This window comes from Pantoea sp. BR_17, from assembly GCF_041955125.1.
Lineage (GTDB): Bacteria > Pseudomonadota > Gammaproteobacteria > Enterobacterales > Enterobacteriaceae > Pantoea > Pantoea stewartii.
The window spans coordinates 592372-610021 of the sequence record NZ_JAVAXT010000001.1 but is presented as its reverse complement, the minus strand read 5'-3'; the positions used below and the strand labels follow the sequence as shown (position 1 = coordinate 610021).

Here is a 17650-nt window from a genome sequence, read left to right as displayed (position 1 = left end):
CCCTGTGCCGTTATGCACAAAAAAACCGCCGTAAACAGCGGTTTCGCGGTCAAACAGGTGAATTTATGTGACGTTGTCACGATAACGTCAGCCAGACCCGAGAGCCTGGCTGACGCGCCATCAGGCCGGGATGGTTTCCGCCTTTTGGCTACGTGACCAGACACGGTGTTCGGCCATGGCCGCCGTGAAATCATTCATCAGCGCGATTTCAGCATTGTCGGCTTCCACGATGCCGTCTTCCTGCTGATTCTCATCCAGGTCAAACTGCGCTTTAAAGCGACGCGCTTCCCCACTCAGACCAATGACTTTCAGGTGCTTGTACGCTTCCAGCAGGAAGTAGCGTGCATCACCACTTTTCAGCAGCGCATCCATGTTGCCATTGGGGACGATCACGGCGTCGAACGTAAGGGAAGGCAGGCCGTTAAAGGTGGCATCGATGGGTAACTGTGATCCATCGTCGGCACTGACCTGGCCCATGTGCGCCGCCAGCAGTTTCGTATGCACGCCGGCCGTTTTCAGGTGTTGCAGGATATGCAGCACATCATCGGCGTTGACGCCCTCGCTGACTAACAGCGCCACCTGGCGGCCTTTGATATCCCCATCCGGGATCGCGTACAGGCTCAGGCTGTCATCCTTTTGCAGGCCGTTAACCTCTTTTGGCGCGGCGGTATTCAACTGGTCGTCGCTGAGCGCAATCCCCAGATTGGTGGCAACGCCCTGCGCCAGCGTGACGTTAATGCGCAGCAGATGATCGAGCACGCGCTCACGAATGTAAGGGCGAGCCACTTTACTCAGTTCAAACGAATACGCGCCAATAATATGTTGCTGTTCGATGGCAGTCTGGCTGTTCCAGAACAGTCGCGGCTGTGAATAGTATTCGCCGAATGAAGGGCTGCGTTCGCGCACTTTATGTCCTTCAATGCGCTCCTGATAGCTTTCAAAGCCGCCACCTTTTGCCGCCGGTGGGGTTTCCCGTGGCCAGTTGTCATTGATCGAGTTCGGCTCGTAGTTGGCCGGATTGGTATCAATGTCCATCCGGTGCATGCCCTGACGCTGAAAATTGTGGTAAGGGCAAACCGGGCGGTTAATCGGAATTTCATGGAAGTTAGGCCCGCCAAGACGGCTGATTTGCGTATCGGTGTAGGAGAACAGACGGCCCTGAAGCAGGGGATCGTTGGTGAAATCCAGGCCGGGAACGATGTGACCGGGATGGAAGGCGACCTGCTCGGTTTCGGCGAAGAAGTTGTCCGGGTTGCGGTTCAGCACCATTTTGCCGACGCGCACCACAGGCACCAGCGCTTCAGGAATCAGTTTGGTGGCGTCCAGAATATCAAAGTCAAACTTAAACTCATCCTCTTCCGGAATCATCTGCAGGCCAAGCTCAAACTCAGGGAAATCACCCGCTTCAATCGCTTCCCACAGATCGCGACGGTGGAAGTCGGGATCGCGGCCTGTCAGCTTCTGAGATTCGTCCCACAGCAATGAGGCTTTACCGGCCAGCGGTTTCCAGTGGAAACGCACAAACGTGGCTTTACCTTCGTCGTTGATCAGGCGGAACGTATGAATGCCGAAGCCTTCCATCGTGCGGTAGCTGCGTGGGATACCGCGGTCGGACATCGCCCACATAACGTTGTGCAGGGTTTCGGGCTGCAGCGAGACATAATCCCAGAATGTGTCGTGCGCACTCTGGCCCTGAGGGATCTCATTGTGCGGTTCGGGTTTCACCGCATGCACAAAGTCCGGGAACTTATGCGCATCCTGAATAAAAAAGACGGGCGTATTGTTGCCCACTAAATCAAAAACGCCTTCCTCGGTATAGAACTTGGTGGCAAAGCCACGAATATCCCGCACGGTATCCGCCGAACCGGCACCGCCCTGAACGGTAGAGAAGCGCACAAAAACCGGCGTGATCTGCTCAGGCTCGCTCAGAAAATGGGCTTTGGTCACGTCCTTCAGCGAGCAGTAAGGCTGGAAGTAACCATGGGCGGCCGAGCCGCGCGCATGGACGATGCGCTCAGGGATGCGTTCATGATCAAAATGGGTGATCTTCTCCCGCATAATAAAATCTTCAAGCAGCGTCGGACCGCGTGATCCGGCGCGCAATGAGTTCTGGTCGTCTGCAATACGGGTGCCCTGGTTGGTGGTCAGCGCGCTGCCTGTGCCGCCTTTGCGGTTCACCTCCAGCTGATCCAGCTTTGCATTACGCGTCTCAGGGGCTTTAAGGCTGCCGGGCGCCGTTGGTTGTTTCCCCGGTGGTGTGGGTTCGGCAGGAGGCTGATGTGAACCGTCTTTGGGGGCTAATGATCCCAGGCCGGGCTGTGAGGATTCGGGGCCGGTGGTTGGGGCACGGTGATTCAGGGGCGTAGTAGATTTCTCATTCGACATGACACATTGCTCCAGCTGTTTTTATACGACGTGAGGTGGCTGTAAATATAGAACACCTCACCGATTACGCCTGAAAATATTCTGTTTAACCGGTGCGCTTAAATATCGCACGGTGTGTGATGCCTGTTTTTTTATTTTCAGCAAAGCACAGGCGGAAATAATTTATTAGCGAAATTAAATGGCGAATTTTTGATGGTTTTTCTTTGTTTTTCATCTGGTTGATTGTTTTCTGTAAGGGCGGGGAAGGGCCGGGGTAATCGCCACACGTTTATTTTTCATGCGGTATTTTCTGAAACAGGTCGCCTTTCGTGATTAACGCACTTTGCTGGCGATACGGTATTTTACGCATAGCGTTATACCGCTGCGCTTATTAAGATAAAGGGCGATGTGATTGAGTCAGACAAAAGACAAAGCAGAGCCGTTGATAGTGTGCAGAGCGGATAAAAGGGGAACTGACAGAGGAAAAGTGCCAGTCCATGGCGTCGTCCTTCCTTAAGGCGCCTTACTCAGAACTACTTAGACGTGCGTCGGCTGGTTTTGCCGCCTTTCCGACCGGCCTCCCTGGCTCTTTCAGGATCGTTCCTGAAATTACCTCCGCTGGCTTTGCCTCCTGCACTGCCAGCTTCACTGGCGCGATCAGGATCGTTAGCAAAATTTCCGGCTCCACCTCTGTATTTCTGTTGTGTCATAGTCAGACCTCATATCAGTGTTCCGTAAGATAAAAAGGACTAGCTAGTCACACTGTCATTTTAGTTGTTACAGGAAATTATGCCACTCTGCACGCGCAGACTTTTTGCGGCTTTCGTAAGTTATTTCCCGAAAAATCAGTAAGTAATATTCTGTTACGGGTGAGCGGCTGTGACGGGATGAGTGACGCTTATCGTTCACCCACTGTCAGAATGGGTTTAATGAAGCATTACCTGGAAAGATGGTCATTAACCTATTGATAAAATTGCCCAAAATGGCGAGTTAAAAATTAGCTGTTACACTTTCTGAATACCTTTCAGGAGTGACTATGAAATTAGGCTTTGCATGCAAGTACTTAAATGCGGACGGCAAGCAGTTCTTTCCCTTTCGCGCCACCACCCGGACACGTTTTCTCCGCCTGGATAAGGCGCAGGGCAGCGCACTGCTTTATGAGATCGCGCAAACCAATTTGCAGAATCTGTATTTAACGCTGGAGGCGATAGCGACACAGCCTGACGCGTTAAGAATGATGCGCATTGGCAGCGATTTACTGCCGCTGTACACCGTGCCAGAAGCAAAGCCGCTGTTTGCCCGTTTTTTGCCGGAACTGTATCCGCTTTTTGCCCGCTGCGGTGAACTGGCCAGACAGCATAACATTCGTCTGTCATTCCATCCGGGACAGTACAGCGTGCTGGCGTCAGACAATCCTGATGTAGTAACCCGCGCGCTGGAAGATGTGGAATACCATGCCCTGTGCGCCTGCCTGATGGGCTACGGCAAAACCTTTCAGGATTTTAAAATCAACATCCATATGAATGGCAAACGGGGTTTTGACGGGTTTAAACAGGCCTTTCACCGTCTCAGTCCCGAAGCCCGCCTGATGCTGACGGTAGAAAATGATGAGATATCCTGTTCGCTGGACGACGTGCTTCAGGCCCGTGCATTGTGTCCCGTCGTGTTAGACATTCATCATCACTGGGTGAAAGAGAATCAGTTTATTCAGGCCGATGATGTTCGTATTGCCCAAATTACAGAGTCCTGGCGTGGCGTACGGCCAGTATTGCACTATTCCATTTCGCAGGAGGGTCTTATCCCTGAGAAGGGGTTCCCCGATCAGCAGCAACTGGCGGTGCCAAAAACCAAACTGCGGGCGCACTCCGATTATTATTTCAACGCGACGCTCAATGACTGGGCATTGTCGTTTAGCGATTTCGACATTATGTGCGAAGTGAAAATGAAGAACCTGGCCAGAGAAACGCTTTACACGCAGGCAAAAAGTCACAGGCTGGTGGCCTGACAGGACCGGCGGGCAAAAAAAGAAGGGCCGGTGGCCCTTCAGATCATCACAATCCCTTTTTCAGTGGCGGAACGCCACCTTCGATTTGTGCCTGCTGAGCACCGGAACCGGGGCGGGCATTCCCCAGCAGCGGCTCTTCTCCTAAAATATCCGGCTGCTCTTTCGCGCTAAACTCACCGCGACCGTCGAAGGAGGGGCCTTCACTCCAGCGGCCTTTCGGCAACGGTTTATCCAGTGAGGTATTCAGGCAGTAGTAAGCATGTTCCTGCGCTTCCCCTTCCTGTGGGAAACTGTCCGGGATGGGCAGCGACGCATCCAGGCCGCCTAAATCTTCGATTACCGCCAGCCACTGCTGCTGGTGCATCGTGTCGCGGGCAATCAGGAAAGACAGGAAATCCTTCATGCCTTTATCCTCAGTCAGATTGTACAGGCGCGTCGCCAGTACCCGGCCTGTGGCTTCAGCCGTCACGTTTGCCAGCATATCGGCCGCCACATTGCCGGACGCGTATATATGGCTCATGTCAAAAGGCATGCCGTTCGCATTCACCGGCAGGGCAGCCAGCCCTGATGACAGGATATGACGGGGATTCATTCCGCCGAGAATCGCATTCACCACGGGATCTTTTGCCGAGGCTTCCTGATAAGAAAGGGGCGCGCCCTCCAGGTTGAGGGCCACCGCATGGCCCAGCATCTCAATATGGCTCAGTTCTTCAGTTGCCGTAGAGATAAGAAGATCTTTGATTCGCGCATCGCCGCGTGCGCCCATGGCCTGGAAGAAGTACTGCATTGCCACACGTATTTCGCCTTCCACGCCGCCAATGGCTTGCTGGAGTAACATGGCGAATTCAGGATCGGGTTTCTCTACTCGCACGGGGTACTGCAGCTTTGATGAGTGATGAAACATGGTTATCTCCTGGTTAGTGAGGAATCGATCAACAGCCAAAAGCCTGGTCATGAATGCCAGAGAAATAAAGCGCAGCGAGGTAGGTTTTCTTCATCGCCGCTGCGTTTAACCTGTTGATTTACCGAGAAAGGAGGGGCGAGGTAAGCTGAAAAAAAATAAAAAAAAAGCCCCTGAATCAGGGGCGAATTTTTAGGGAAGGCAAAGCATCCATGCTAATTAGCGTTTCATCACAACTTATCAAAAACGGACATCGCCCGGCGTACGCTGAAGCACAATCTCCAGGGCCTGACGATAGATATCCTGCATGGTCACATCGGTTTCACATTCGAGTTTGTGGATCAAACCCAGCACGATGTCTTTTTCAGAAACGTGAGCCTTATAGGCAGCAAGCTCTGACCAGGTTTCGGCAATCACATCTTTTTCGCTGGTGAAATGGGCACCCGCGTTCATGAAATAGTCTGAAATCTGAGACTCAGTATTCGTTGTCGTTTGCATCATGGCCTCAAAATCGTTAGAAAGAAAAATTTTGCATCTGAAGGTGGAAATCCACTCACCTTCAGATGCGGTGCAAAGCACCTTTCGTTACAAGTGACTTAACATCACGCCGTAAAGTTATACAAAAAAACCAAGTTTGTACAATTTTTTGTATAAAATTTTAAGTGGTCGGATGACTTTTCGGCGCTTATTGCAACATAAAATCTAAAAGCATTAACATTTGCTGTTGATTTTTAAGGGATTATTGAGGATGCCCTCTGCGCGGCGCCTCTTTGGAAAGTTGTACAACCTTGTACAAGATGGCTTTTCTGAGCGGGCAGGGTTGTACAGGCGACGCGGGAACGGATCACTGTCACGCGTGCTGTGTGCGGCAGCGTCCTCCCTGGCGGCAACGTCGACATGGCAGGCTAATAACCCCTGAGCGCAGACGGGGAACCGCGTCTGGCAGGTGAACTCTGCAAACAGGCCGGGGCGGGCGCGTTGCCCGGAAGTGCCGTGTGAATCTGTCAGGCGCCGTGGTCATAATTTACTTTCTTATGAACGCGCAGGGCGTTAAGGTTTACGCCTCTTGAATCACAAGGACATGATAATGGTTAACGACTATTTTTCACTGCCGCCCGCGGGCATGACGCAGGAACAACACAAACGTACGGTCGCCGTTGCGGCGGCGCTGGCAGTGGCAAAAGAGTCAGTCAGCGCCTCGACGTCAGCGAATGGCTCTAAAGCAGCCTGGGATTTGCAGGCCGTGGCAAACGAAATTGCCAATCTTGCGGATGCGATTCAGGATGCGCTGGAGGCCGACAGCACCGTGTAATCTTCCTGCCTGACGGGATGCGCGACGCTGATTGCCTTCACGTGCCAGCCGTCAGGCTCGGCGACCTGGCGGGCGCAGGGCGGATTAAGGAACGTGAGCGTCAGCTGTCCGCCAGCCGGATCTCCCGGTTATATTCACGACAGACAGCTACGCAGCGATCCGGATGCCGCTCACATCGCGTACAGGAAAAGCGGCACCGTCACGACAGGGCCACGCCGCCCGGCCACGGACACTCACGCAGTGCGGGCTTAAGGCACGGTGTTATCAAACCCGGCCAACAGGCGGGACATTTTTGCCTGGGGCGTGGTGTCAACGCCGTCTTTACCGCCGTCTGCCTGGCCCATCCAGCTCTCGTCGGCTTCCGGATGCGGTCCGGTTAACACAACCGTGCCTTTTCCATACGTATAGCGGGCGATAGCGACGTCACCATTCCGGTAAAAGGCCAGAGGGGTAAAACCATCCCGGGCTTGATTGCCCTCAAGGTACGGACCGTCCTGATAATAGAACCGCGTTGGCTGACGCTGCCAGTCAACGCGAATCGTGTAATCGCCCTCATCAGCAATGCCCGAGCCTGGACGGCCCACTTCCGATTCCAGCGGTGAGCTAATCAGCCCCAGCCACTGACTGTCTGCCAGGTAGGCCCCCATGCAAAGGCCCAGAAACCCCTTGCCGCTGCGAACAAACTGTCGAATAGCCCGGACGCCTTCCTCTCCCAGTGCGGCATAAGCCGCGGGAATATCCTGACCGCCGCCAGGCTGAATATAGAGATCAAACTGACGCAGGTTCTGTGCCGTCAGCCTGAGCGTTTCATGCTCGCCGATGTACGTTGTGCGAACCGGCCGGGTGAGGCCGTGGAGCGATTTCACCACCATTTCCGAACAGCCGTCACATCCTGCCGCGCCGCGATAAACGGCGATGTTCAGCGGCGGCGGGACAGCCAGCACCGCGCCGGGCACCAGGCTTAAGGCAAGCAGCAGGGCGGTCAGTCTTCCGTTACGGGGGCGAAGGATTGCATGATAAGCCAGCCTCATAGGTTATTTCCTGTCGGTTAAATAACGTGGGTATGCACGGCGTAATCCCGGCCAGTCGCCTGTGCTCAGGCAGGCGTGCTGGCGGTAAATCGGCGACTTGAGCAAGCGCTCAATTTAGGGAAGTGACGGATGCCTGTCAACGGGTTTATTGACCTGACAAACCTTTTCAGCGGCGTGATACAGCCCGTACAGACAGGCCATATCACGTCTTAACGCCGTTACGGTCGCTTAGTTTTCATAACCTGAGGCGATAATTTTTGCGGCGCTGGCCAGCACATCCTTACGCGAGGCCGCGTGTTTGTCGGTCTGCGTGTAGTAGGTCACCAGCACCAGCGGGGCATGATGCGGTGGCCAGATCACGGCGATGTCGTTGGTGGTGCCGTAATCACCGCTGCCGGTTTTATCCGCGACCACCCAGTCAGCAGGCAGACCCGCACGTATGCTGTAGGTGCCGGTTGTATTGCCCTTCATCCAGTCGGCTAACTGCTGGCGTTGAGCAGGTGCCAGCGCAGTGCCTAAAACCAGTTTTTGCAGGCTCTGCGCCATCGCTGTCGGTGACGTTGTATCACGTGTATCACCCGGAATAGCGGTATTAAGTGTGGGCTCGGTTCGATCGAGACGAAACGTGTTATCGCCGATGCTGCGGGCGAAGGCGGTCACGGCATGCGGCCCGCCAAGGTGCGTCAGCAGTTTATTCATCGCCGCGTTGTCGCTGTACTGCAAGGCCGCCGCACTGAGTTCTGCCACGGTCATCGTGCCGCCCACCTGTTTTTCGGTCACGGGGTTGTAATTCACCAGGTCGGCGTGACGAATCGCGATGTTTTCATTCAGCAGGCCTTGTGCGGTTTCCGCTTTCTTCAGAATGGCCGCCACCGTAAAGACTTTACTGGTGCTGCAAAGGGGAAAACGTTCGTTACCACGATAAGTAAAAACAGAACCATCACCGGTGTCGATCGCCGCCACGCCTAAGCGTCCGCCTGCGGCATGTTCCAGCTGCCTGACAGGTTGCGCTAACAATGCGTCATTGAAATGGGCCTCGGCGACAAAAGGGACCGCCAGCGCCAGTAGGGTTGCCGCTGCACAGATGCGCAGCCGGGGAGCCGTAGCCATATAAACCTCCGTTAATGTGTATCTGCATTCAGACATACCCGGCACCTCACCGCCTCAGAAAGCGGCGCGTACTGAGCGAAACGTGTGAAATACGCCCCTCGTGAAACTTATGTCAGTTTCTGCCACCTGATGCCCCCGTTATGACACGAAGGTCGCGTTATTGCGGGACATATCGCCTGTCAAAAGTGTGACGAGGGAGAGAGTAAGGGATTTCAAATTATCGACAAGCGAGATAATTTGAGAGGAGCCAAAAGAATTTCTGGGGTTAACAATGAAAAATGATGTTCCGCTTAATGCACTCCGGGCCTTTTATGCTTCGGCCCGGTACCTGAATTTTACTCACGCAGGTATGGCACTTTTCGTCTCGCAGGCGGCCGTGAGCCAGCAGGTCAGGCTACTTGAAGAGCGGCTGGGCGTGACGTTATTCCGGCGCTTACCGCGTGGACTGGAGATGACGGATGAGTCCCGGCTGCTGTTTGCCGAGGTGTCCGAGGCGTTCACCCAGCTTGAAAAAGCCTGGCGCCGGTTTGAAGGGGGTGAATACCGCGAAGTGATGACCCTCGCCTGTGTCGGGACCTTTGCGCTGGGCTGGCTGCTGCCGCGTCTGGATGCCTTTCATCAGCAGCATCCTGCGCTGGAAGTGAACGTGCGCACCCATAATAACGTCGTGAATCTGGCGGGCGAAGGCATCGATTATGCCATTCGCTTTGGGACGGGGGCCTGGCCTGCAACGCACAACGAACCGCTGTTTACCGCACCGCTGACTGCGCTTTGCCGGCCGGATATCGCCCGTCGGCTGCAGCAGCCCGGCGATCTGTTACGGGAAACGCTGCTGCGTTCTTATCGCGCGGATGAGTGGGGTAACTGGTTCACTGCGGCAAATATCACGCCCCCCAGAATGACTGGTCCGGTTTTCGACTCCTCGCGGCTGATGGTCGAGGCAGCGGTTCAGACGGGCGGTGTCGCGCTGGTGCCGGTCTGCATGTTTCAGCGGGAGCTGGAGGCGGGCATCCTGCTGCGGCCTTTTGACATTGAGATTGATGTCGGTGGCTACTGGTTAACCTGGCTGCGATCAAAAACGCTGACGCCATCGATGGAGATATTTCGCGAATGGATAAGGCAGCAGGTAAATGGCTGACCGGACCGGTCACAAGCCCATGCGCCCCACACGCCGCTCAGGTTACGGTTGCCGGCGGAAAGCGCAGGGCGAGTCAGGCGCGCGGTGACGTTATCCCGGCATGATGACGGCGCAGGGTTAACCGATGATGCCTGCGCGGACATTGTGCGTATTCATCACAGGGGCGGAGGCAACGTATTATCCCGCCATGCGGGCAAAACAGCGCGACGTTTTTTATTTTCTGAGATGAATCAGCCAGAGGATAAACTCACTGTTATTTCTCACGCCTACTTTCTGCATGATTTTTTGCTTAAGATAATAGATGACGTGTACAGGTGAAGCCATCTGGTACGCGATCTGGTTAACCGTCATACCGGTCATAAAAAGCCAGCTTAAAGAAAGTTCCTGCTCGGTTAAATAGACCTTTTTTCCCTGTGTACTTTTCAATTCCATTTTTATTCTGCCTCTCAATGCTTTTTTTCAATGCCACGGTGATAGCCGTGTTCGGCGGTAATGCAGGCATGATAGGCAAACGTGTTGGATATCACAGTATAAATCATTTCACGTTATCTTATTTTTTTAACTATATGATTATTATCACTTTTAATCCGGGTGAGACACGTTCACATCACAAAAGATGAACGTTGTATCTGGCGATCCTGTCTTCATTTTTGCAAAAAAGATTGGCTGTAGTGATTTTCCCGTCATAAAGGGCGAGCGTGCAGCGTGAAACAGCGCTGGCAAATCAGACCCCGTTTATCGCCTGCTATTTTGACGCCTTTTTCGGACTTGCTTAGGGCTATTTTTATCACTATGCACGGTCAGGCGGTTGTTTATTTCCGTTATCGTCTGCGCGCCGCTTGTACGCTTAGCCGATTGATGTTGCTAACGCTGTCAGCATTATTTCCGCCCGGGTTATGCGGCGAATAAATACGCGCCGCTAACGGGCAGCGTTCCGTGCTTTTTAAACATCCGTTCAGCGAAGAGAAGAATTCTGCATGCGCCGGCGAAAAAACAACCGGTACGGTTAATGGCTGCACAGGCCTGTCATAAGGCGGTGAAAAGGGCAGAAAAAAATATCCATCCACATCAACTGTTTTACATAAACCTCTCCGGTTTCGCTTGATCGCACTGGCGGATCGCGATTACTGTAATTATATACAGCAATTTGGCGTGAGAGGTGAATATGGAATTTATCAGGCCAGCAAAAGTGAGCACGCCTTTGCAATTACCGCTGTTTGTCGAGCGGGTGCCGTGCGGTTTTCCGTCTCCGGCGCAGGACTACGTTGAGCAGCGGATTGATTTGAACAAGCTCATCGTTCAGCATCCCAGTTCGACATACTTTGTGCGCGTCAGTGGAGAATCGATGTCCGGAGCGGGCATTAACGACGGCGATATGCTGGTGGTGGACAGCGCACTGGTGGCTTCTCATGGCGATATTGTGGTGGCCGCGATTGAGGGCGAATTTACCGTCAAGCGGCTTCAGCTTCAGCCCTGCCTGCAACTGATGCCAATGAACCGTCAGTTCAAACCCATTGTGATTAGCACAGAAGACGCGCTCGAAGTGTTTGGCGTTGTGACCTATGTGATCAAGTCGGTTTATTAATCATGTTTGCGCTGGTCGATGTGAACAATTTTTATGCCTCCTGTGAAACGGTGTTTCGACCGGATCTCAAGGGCAAGCCCATTATTGTGCTCTCCAACAACGATGGCTGTGTGATTGCGCGTAATGCCGAAGCCAAAGCCCTTGGCGTCACCATGGCCGTGCCGTTTTTTAAAATGCGAGAAATCATTGCCCGCCATAACGTGCAGGTCTTTAGCTCTAACTATGCGCTGTATGCGGATATGAGCACCCGGGTCATGACGCTACTGGAGGAAATGGCCCCGTCGGTAGAAATTTATTCGATTGATGAGGCCTTTCTGGATTTAACCGGCGTCAGCCACTGCATGTCGCTTGATACCCTGGGGCACCAGATTAAAAAACGCATCAAAAAAGAAATTCATCTTAACGTCTGTGTCGGGATTGCCCCTACCAAGACGCTGGCGAAGCTGGCGAATTTTGCGGCCAAAAAATGGGCGGGCTACACCAACGGTGTGGTCGATCTGTCCGATCCGGTGCGCCAGCAAAAACTGCTGGCGAAGGTGTCGGTCAAGGATATCTGGGGCGTTGGCCGCCGTCTCAGCCAGCGGCTTGAGGAGATGGGGATAACCTCGGCCGCAGACCTGGCGCGTCAGCGTCCCAGCCTGATTCGTAAGAATTTCAGCGTGGTGCTGGAACGCACGGTCAGAGAATTATGCGGTGAACCCTGTCAGGATTTAGAAGCCCTCGAACCCACCAAACAGCAGATCATGTGCTCACGTTCTTTCAGTAGCCGTCTTTCAGACTATGCACAGGTGCGTGAGGCAGTCTGTACCTATGCCGAACGTGCCGCCGAAAAACTGCGGAAAGAAAAACAGTACTGCCGACAAATCGGGGTGTTTCTGCGCACCAGCCCCCATGCCGTTGGTGAAAACTTTTACGGTAATCAGGCCACTGGTCAGTTACTGACGCCGTCGCACGATACGCGCGACATTATCCGGGTGGCGACCGACATGCTGGACTACATCTGGATCGCGGGCCACCGCTATATCAAAGCGGGCGTTGTCCTGAGCGACTTCTTTGACCACGGCGTGACTCAGTTGGATTTGTTTGATGAGCGACCGGTCAAGCCGGGCCGTAACGATCTGATGCAGGTTATCGATCAGATCCACAAAGCGGGCAAGGGGAAAATGTGGTTCGCCGGACAGGGGACAGAGAAGCGCTGGGCGATGAAGCGCGAAATGCTGTCGCCGGCTTATACCACGCGCATCAGCGATCTGCCGGTGGTGAAGTAAGGCGCGGGCAGGGATGACAGCAACAGAATGCTCTTATAAGGGGGCCGTTTGGGCTGCCGCTCGGTTTAAATCTGGCGTTGTGGTCTAGGCTAAAACAGGTATCCATCCCCTTAAGGAGAGCTTTGTCATGTCAGAACTCAGTAAATCGCCGGTGGCAGATCGGGCCGAACATAACGCCTTTTTTCCTTCTGCCTACTCACTTGACCAGTTCACCCGCCCCACATCTGATCTCGGTGATGCCGACTATCCCCAGCCGTATTCAGGGAATAAAAAGGTCCTGGTGATCTGCACCGACGAGCGCTATCTGCCGCTTGATAACGACACCCTGTTTTCCACCGGTAACCATCCGATTGAGACGCTGCTTCCGATGTATCACCTGTATCAGGCCGGTTTCCAGTTTGATGTGGCGACGTTGTCCGGGCAGATGGTGAAGTTTGAACACTGGGCGATGCCCCAGCAGGATGAGGTGGTCATTGGCTTTTACAATCACTGCCTGTCGCTGTTTCGTTCCCCGCTGACGCTGAACGCTGTCGTTCAGTCACTGACGCCCCGGTCAGAGTACGCAGGCGTCTTTATTCCTGGCGGTCACGGCGCGCTGATAGGGCTGCCCGAAAGTGAAGCCGTCGCTGAGGTGATCCGCTGGACGCTGGCCAACGATCGTCACCTGATTTCGCTGTGCCATGGCCCGGCTGCCTTTCTTGCTCTGGACAAAGGCGACAATCCGCTTAATGGCTATAAAATTTGCGCCTTCCCCGATGCGACCGACAAACAAACACCGGATATCGGCTACATGCCGGGACAGTTAACCTGGTTCTTCGGGGAGAAACTTCAGGCCATGGGACTGACGCTGGTGAACAGCGATATTAAAGGGACCGTGCATAAAGATCGCCGGGTACTGACGGGCGACAGTCCCTTTGCGGCGAACGCGCTCGGTAAACTGGCGGCAGACGAGCTGCTTAAAGCCAACGCCTGATCGACCTGCTTTTTATCCCACCACGGCATCGCCTGCACCGCACTTTGTGCAGACGATGCGCCGGGGTGGGATTCGGGTGTACTTGCACCCGGTGCCTGAGATACAATCGTTCTGCCTATCGTTTCCGGGTAATGTCGGAAATGCAGCCTCTCAAACTGGTCGTCATGAGCAGCCAACAATCCACAGCGAATAAACAAAAAGAACGCGGCAGGCCCAGAGAATTTGATATCGAACAGGCTCTGGACCAGGCGATGATCGTGTTCCGGCAGAAAGGATATCATGCCGCCTCGCTTAACGATTTGAGTGAGGCAATGCAGCTTTCTGTCGGTAGTATCTACAAAGCGTTTCAGGACAAGCGATCGTTGTTCCTGCTGGTTTTTCAGCGTTACATCACGGTCCGCAACGAGGATCTGCGCGGACGCCTGGCCCGCTTTTCGACCGGCCGCGCAAAGTTAAGTGAACTACTCCAGTTTTATCTGGATTCTTCCCGGTCAACGGAAGGGCGCACCGGCTGTCTGGTCGTAGGCAGTGCTATTGAATTACAGGTGCTGGATGTGGAGCTGTCACAACAGGTTACACAGGTTATCTTCCGCAATAAGGCCTTTCTGATGTCACTTTTGCAGGAAGGGCAGCATGATGGCTCCATCAGGCGCGACCTGGATGTGGAGACGGCTGCAGGACTGATTTTGCGTATTGCCTTTGGTATGCGTGTTACCGGCAAGGTGGCGGATGTACACGATGAACAGGCTACGATTGCGCTGGCCCTGAAAATCCTGGATTAATCTTTGCTCATTTAGGAAGTAAATATTCCCTTATGTCATCCATGCAGGGCGGCCGGTCACCCATGGGCTGCCAGACACAGGCACAGTGTGCCTTCTCTAAAACACTTTGCTGTTACAGAAAAAGTAAAATTTGAGGATTATGCGTGAAACATGACAGGGCAAACATCGGTGAAGAGATTCACGCGCTTTTAGGGCGCGTTGTGTCAGGCATCCTGCAGCCGGGTAAAACGCTCACACTGCAGGAAATTATTGGTGCGTTGCACCAGCAAAGTCTCCAGACAAGCTGTAAAACGACCCGACAGACCTGCGAAGAGGCTATCCGTATCCTCGCGCATAAACTCCATTAATGACGACGGGCTGAAGCAAGGAAGCCTGTACGGCCGTCACGTCACAGTAACGACAGCAGCAACAATAATGCCAGCAGCAGCAGCGAAAAGGCCGCAACGGCTTCGCAACGATGCCCCGTCCCGTCACGGCAGTCACTGGCCGTCTTAACGACCAAACAGCAACCCAATCAGTTCACGGCAAAGGCGCTCTTCTTCCTGACTGGCTGACAGCTCAAGACGGCGCAGCAGTTTAGTGCAGATAGACTTACGGTTCACGTTCTGGCCGGCGCGTAAAATATCTACCACGATTTGCCCCAGCATTTCCTGCTGTGAAGGGAGACCCGCCGCAGAAAAATAGCGGGAGATATCGTCGGCGCTCTGCGGTAAGCGATGATTGCGTTGCATAGAGGTTCTCGGGTGGTTCAAAAGTAGTCAGTTGAAAGTAGCGTAAAGTTATACAATAAAATAAAACTTGTACAGCTATTTTCGCAGAAAAAGCGTGCGGCGCGATTCAGGCGGGGACAGAGAGAAGGGCGGAAAGCGGACACAGAGAGAATACAGACAGCTGGCACGCAGTAAACGCGGACGCATCCGGCGTCCGCGAAGCGCGGTATCGCATTAACCTGTCGGCGTTAATGCTCGGTCACATTGGCGGGAACCTGGCCCGTTACTACCATCCAGTTGAGTTCGGCCCGCTCGCGCGTAGCCACGTTAATAAAGCTTTTCAGCCATTTACGCGCATCGGCGATCAGGAGCACGCGCTCATCGTCGCTTTCATGGTCCGCCATCGTGCTGAGCTGGCGAATCAGTGAAACCACCGTGATCTCCTCATTCTGTAGTGCCAGGTTCACCGCAGCTTCACCAATAATCTTATGACCGGTAGCCTCATCGTGAAAATTCATATGCACCTCCTGAGAGTGAGTGAGAATGTCGTCGACCCAGTAATTAGTTTAGTAAAAGGAATGAATAGCGATAGTGTGATTTTATTCGGTGATACCTATCAAAGAAAACATTAAAAACAGTGAACTTTTGTACCGCAGGCTAACACCTTAATAAGCGAACGAAAATTTATACAGACCCGTTTTATCCGCCAGAATTGAAGTGATTAAACCACTAGATAGTGGCGAACTGGCCTGAAATTACGATAGGTCCCTGACACGGTGCCCTGGCCGTCAGCGGCATTCCGGACCGCAACCTGACGCTGTAAATAAAATGTACATAAGAAAGAGATGCTAATGTTTTTGTGTTGTCGCAAAGCAAAGTGAGAAGGAATGAAAAAGGCCATAACAGGCGAGCGCCTGCGTCAGAAAGACAAAAGGATATATGAGCCCTGATCATGCCGTGTAAGCCGTTATTACACTATTTACGACGAACCGTTATTTCCGGATAAAAAGATATTGAGAGGGTGAAGCAATGAAGAGGCGGCAGGAAATAAAAAAGCCGCCCTGATCAGGCGGCAACGCTGTTATTTTGGCACTTCGGAAACGGCTTTAACGTCCGCTTTATTGATCTGCTGTTTCACACCATTGGCATCGGTATAACCCAGTAAACCGGCATCAGATTCAGACGGCTTACCGTCGCTGATAATAGTGCGGCCATCGTTGGTATGAATAGCGTAGCTTGTGCGGGTACAACCTGTTAATGCGGTCATGCCGATCAAAACTGCCAGCGGTAAAATCAGAGTCTTCTTCATATTATCCACCTTATTTCTGTGATTGAGTCCGTTAGTTATCAAGTTCACTCATATTGCTGATCTGATCGCGATTAATTTGTTCGGTTTTGCCTGTCTGGGCGTCACGATAGGACACCAGCCCCGTATCGCTGTCAATTTGAGGCTTACCATCGGTCACTATTGTACGGCCGTCTGACGTTTTAATGGACTGGTTGGAAGAACAACCGGCTAACGTTGCCAGAGAGAGGGCAAGCAAAACGGCAGCTGACAGGGATTTAGTATGCATTTCATCTCCTTGAAGTGGACCTTGAATTAAACAGCATAGTCGCTTTTGAGAATTTTGCAGGGCGGTGAGCGAAACAATAAACGCACTTGCGCAGAAAAAGCGCGAATAGCTAAAGCGTATTTATGCCTCTCAGAAATTTCACATTTAGCGCCTGCGGTTTGGTATTTAGTCTGCGGCCCTTTACGCTCGTTGACAGGTTAACGAAAAAAGGAATCGAGAATGAAATGGCAAATGGGTGCAGTTGCAGCGTTATTAATGGGTTCCGTTGCTTGTGCGGCAGAAACAACCGCGATGAAGAATCCGCTGAGTGTACACGTATTAAATCTGGAGACCGGCACGCCGACTCCCGGTATTTCTGTTGACCTCGAACATAAAGAACAGGGCAAGTGGGTTAAGCTTTCCTCAGGGGTAACCGATAAAAACGGCAGAATTAGTGCACTATTCCCGACAGATAAACAATATGAAACGGGCGATTATAAAGTTGTATTTAAAACGGGAGATTATTATCAGAAGGTTCAGCACGAGTCCTTTTTCCCGGAAATTCCGGTGATATTTCACATGGACAAAAGTGAATCGCATTACCATATTCCATTGCTGCTGAGCCCGTACGGCTATTCTACCTATCGCGGTAATTAATCCTCACCGGCAACGCCTGAATACCCGGGTGTTGCCGGTCTCTTTCGCCCCCTCCGCCCTGGTCATCGCCGCGCGATGTCGCGTTTTCCCGACCAAACCCTGGCTTTGCAGTCTTCACCTTGCCACGCCCGGACAAAAAAACTTTTGCTGCTACGGGTGCGATCATCGGTTAAATTGCCCCTCTGTGCCGGAACGGTTAACCTGCCGGTGCCGGAACCTTCATACCGAACAAAGCAGGGCGCGTTGTGCCTGCTTTACGTA

20 protein-coding genes are annotated in these 17650 nt (G+C 53.0%); 9 read left to right on the top strand and 11 right to left on the bottom strand.

Translation table 11 applies throughout. The annotated features are described in order from the left end of the window. Positions 1-120: 120 nt before the first annotated feature. Positions 121-2385 (bottom strand): catalase HPII, encoded by a 2265-nt coding sequence (katE, locus tag RAC60_RS02770; RefSeq protein WP_375092549.1) that lies wholly within the window; start codon positions 2383-2385, stop codon positions 121-123. Positions 2386-2897: 512 nt separating this feature from the next. Continuing rightward, on the bottom strand, positions 2898-3074 hold the full coding sequence (locus tag RAC60_RS02765; protein WP_072021692.1) for a general stress protein: 177 nt from the start codon (positions 3072-3074) through the stop codon (positions 2898-2900). Positions 3075-3400: 326 nt separating this feature from the next. Here RAC60_RS02765 and RAC60_RS02760 point away from each other — a divergent pair, with 326 nt between their 5' ends. Further along, positions 3401-4369, top strand: a complete 969-nt coding sequence (locus tag RAC60_RS02760; RefSeq protein WP_058701997.1) for a UV damage endonuclease UvsE — start codon at positions 3401-3403, stop codon at positions 4367-4369. Between the two features lie 46 nt (positions 4370-4415). Here the strand turns inward: RAC60_RS02760 and RAC60_RS02755 are convergent, their stop codons facing one another. After that, positions 4416-5273 carry a manganese catalase family protein gene (locus tag RAC60_RS02755; protein WP_039340546.1) on the bottom strand — a complete coding sequence of 286 codons (858 nt, stop codon included), beginning with the start codon at positions 5271-5273 and terminating at the stop codon, positions 4416-4418. 237 nt (positions 5274-5510) lie between these two features. Further along, positions 5511-5768 carry a biofilm development regulator YmgB/AriR family protein gene (locus tag RAC60_RS02750; protein WP_033741464.1) on the bottom strand — a complete coding sequence of 86 codons (258 nt, stop codon included), beginning with the start codon at positions 5766-5768 and terminating at the stop codon, positions 5511-5513. 589 nt (positions 5769-6357) lie between these two features. On the opposite strand from RAC60_RS02750, the gene RAC60_RS02745 reads away from it, so the two are divergent. Next, positions 6358-6582 carry a hypothetical protein gene (locus RAC60_RS02745; RefSeq protein ID WP_110267569.1) on the top strand — a complete coding sequence of 75 codons (225 nt, stop codon included), beginning with the start codon at positions 6358-6360 and terminating at the stop codon, positions 6580-6582. Positions 6583-6830: 248 nt separating this feature from the next. Here the strand turns inward: RAC60_RS02745 and RAC60_RS02740 are convergent, their stop codons facing one another. Both RAC60_RS02740 and bla read right to left on the bottom strand, forming a co-directional pair. Then, a complete protein-coding gene (locus RAC60_RS02740) occupies positions 6831-7613 on the bottom strand; it encodes a BPL-N domain-containing protein (RefSeq protein WP_172912424.1) in 783 nt (260 codons plus the stop codon). 228 nt (positions 7614-7841) lie between these two features. Continuing rightward, complete coding sequence (bla, locus tag RAC60_RS02735; protein WP_052133179.1) at positions 7842-8723, bottom strand: class A beta-lactamase; 882 nt, start codon at positions 8721-8723, stop codon at positions 7842-7844. 271 nt (positions 8724-8994) lie between these two features. On the opposite strand from bla, the gene RAC60_RS02730 reads away from it, so the two are divergent. Then, positions 8995-9861 carry a LysR family transcriptional regulator gene (locus RAC60_RS02730; RefSeq protein ID WP_058708767.1) on the top strand — a complete coding sequence of 289 codons (867 nt, stop codon included), beginning with the start codon at positions 8995-8997 and terminating at the stop codon, positions 9859-9861. A 213-nt stretch (positions 9862-10074) separates the two neighbouring features. Here RAC60_RS02730 and RAC60_RS02725 read toward each other — a convergent pair whose 3' ends face one another. Then, on the bottom strand, positions 10075-10293 hold the full coding sequence (locus RAC60_RS02725) for a LuxR C-terminal-related transcriptional regulator (protein ID WP_033741197.1): 219 nt from the start codon (positions 10291-10293) through the stop codon (positions 10075-10077). Positions 10294-11026: 733 nt separating this feature from the next. Between RAC60_RS02725 and umuD the strand changes: the two genes are divergently transcribed. The 5 genes from umuD (at position 11027) to RAC60_RS02700 (ending at position 14816) form a co-directional block, all read left to right on the top strand. Next, a complete protein-coding gene (umuD, locus tag RAC60_RS02720) occupies positions 11027-11446 on the top strand; it encodes a translesion error-prone DNA polymerase V autoproteolytic subunit (RefSeq protein WP_033741198.1) in 420 nt (139 codons plus the stop codon). 2 nt (positions 11447-11448) lie between these two features. Beyond that, on the top strand, positions 11449-12714 hold the full coding sequence (gene umuC, locus RAC60_RS02715; RefSeq protein WP_058708770.1) for a translesion error-prone DNA polymerase V subunit UmuC: 1266 nt from the start codon (positions 11449-11451) through the stop codon (positions 12712-12714). Between the two features lie 127 nt (positions 12715-12841). Next, entirely contained in the window at positions 12842-13687 is an 846-nt protein-coding gene (gene hchA / locus RAC60_RS02710; RefSeq protein ID WP_033741201.1) for a glyoxalase III HchA, read from the top strand. 140 nt (positions 13688-13827) lie between these two features. Next, entirely contained in the window at positions 13828-14469 is a 642-nt protein-coding gene (locus RAC60_RS02705; protein ID WP_375092545.1) for a TetR/AcrR family transcriptional regulator, read from the top strand. Positions 14470-14612: 143 nt separating this feature from the next. Next, entirely contained in the window at positions 14613-14816 is a 204-nt protein-coding gene (locus tag RAC60_RS02700; protein ID WP_033741206.1) for a hypothetical protein, read from the top strand. Positions 14817-14960: 144 nt separating this feature from the next. On the opposite strand, the gene ycgZ is transcribed toward RAC60_RS02700, so the two are convergent. The 4 genes from ycgZ to RAC60_RS02680 form a co-directional block, all read right to left on the bottom strand. Next, a complete protein-coding gene (gene ycgZ, locus RAC60_RS02695) occupies positions 14961-15200 on the bottom strand; it encodes a regulatory protein YcgZ (RefSeq protein WP_033741208.1) in 240 nt (79 codons plus the stop codon). A gap of 227 nt (positions 15201-15427) precedes the next feature. Beyond that, positions 15428-15697 (bottom strand): hypothetical protein, encoded by a 270-nt coding sequence (locus RAC60_RS02690; RefSeq protein WP_033741209.1) that lies wholly within the window; start codon positions 15695-15697, stop codon positions 15428-15430. A 563-nt stretch (positions 15698-16260) separates the two neighbouring features. Next, positions 16261-16488, bottom strand: a complete 228-nt coding sequence (locus tag RAC60_RS02685) for a YgdI/YgdR family lipoprotein (protein ID WP_033741210.1) — start codon at positions 16486-16488, stop codon at positions 16261-16263. Between the two features lie 31 nt (positions 16489-16519). Continuing rightward, positions 16520-16753 carry a YgdI/YgdR family lipoprotein gene (locus tag RAC60_RS02680; RefSeq protein WP_033741212.1) on the bottom strand — a complete coding sequence of 78 codons (234 nt, stop codon included), beginning with the start codon at positions 16751-16753 and terminating at the stop codon, positions 16520-16522. Positions 16754-16972: 219 nt separating this feature from the next. Between RAC60_RS02680 and uraH the strand changes: the two genes are divergently transcribed. Next, positions 16973-17389, top strand: a complete 417-nt coding sequence (gene uraH / locus RAC60_RS02675; RefSeq protein WP_375092543.1) for a hydroxyisourate hydrolase — start codon at positions 16973-16975, stop codon at positions 17387-17389. The last annotated feature ends 261 nt before the right edge of the window (positions 17390-17650 follow it).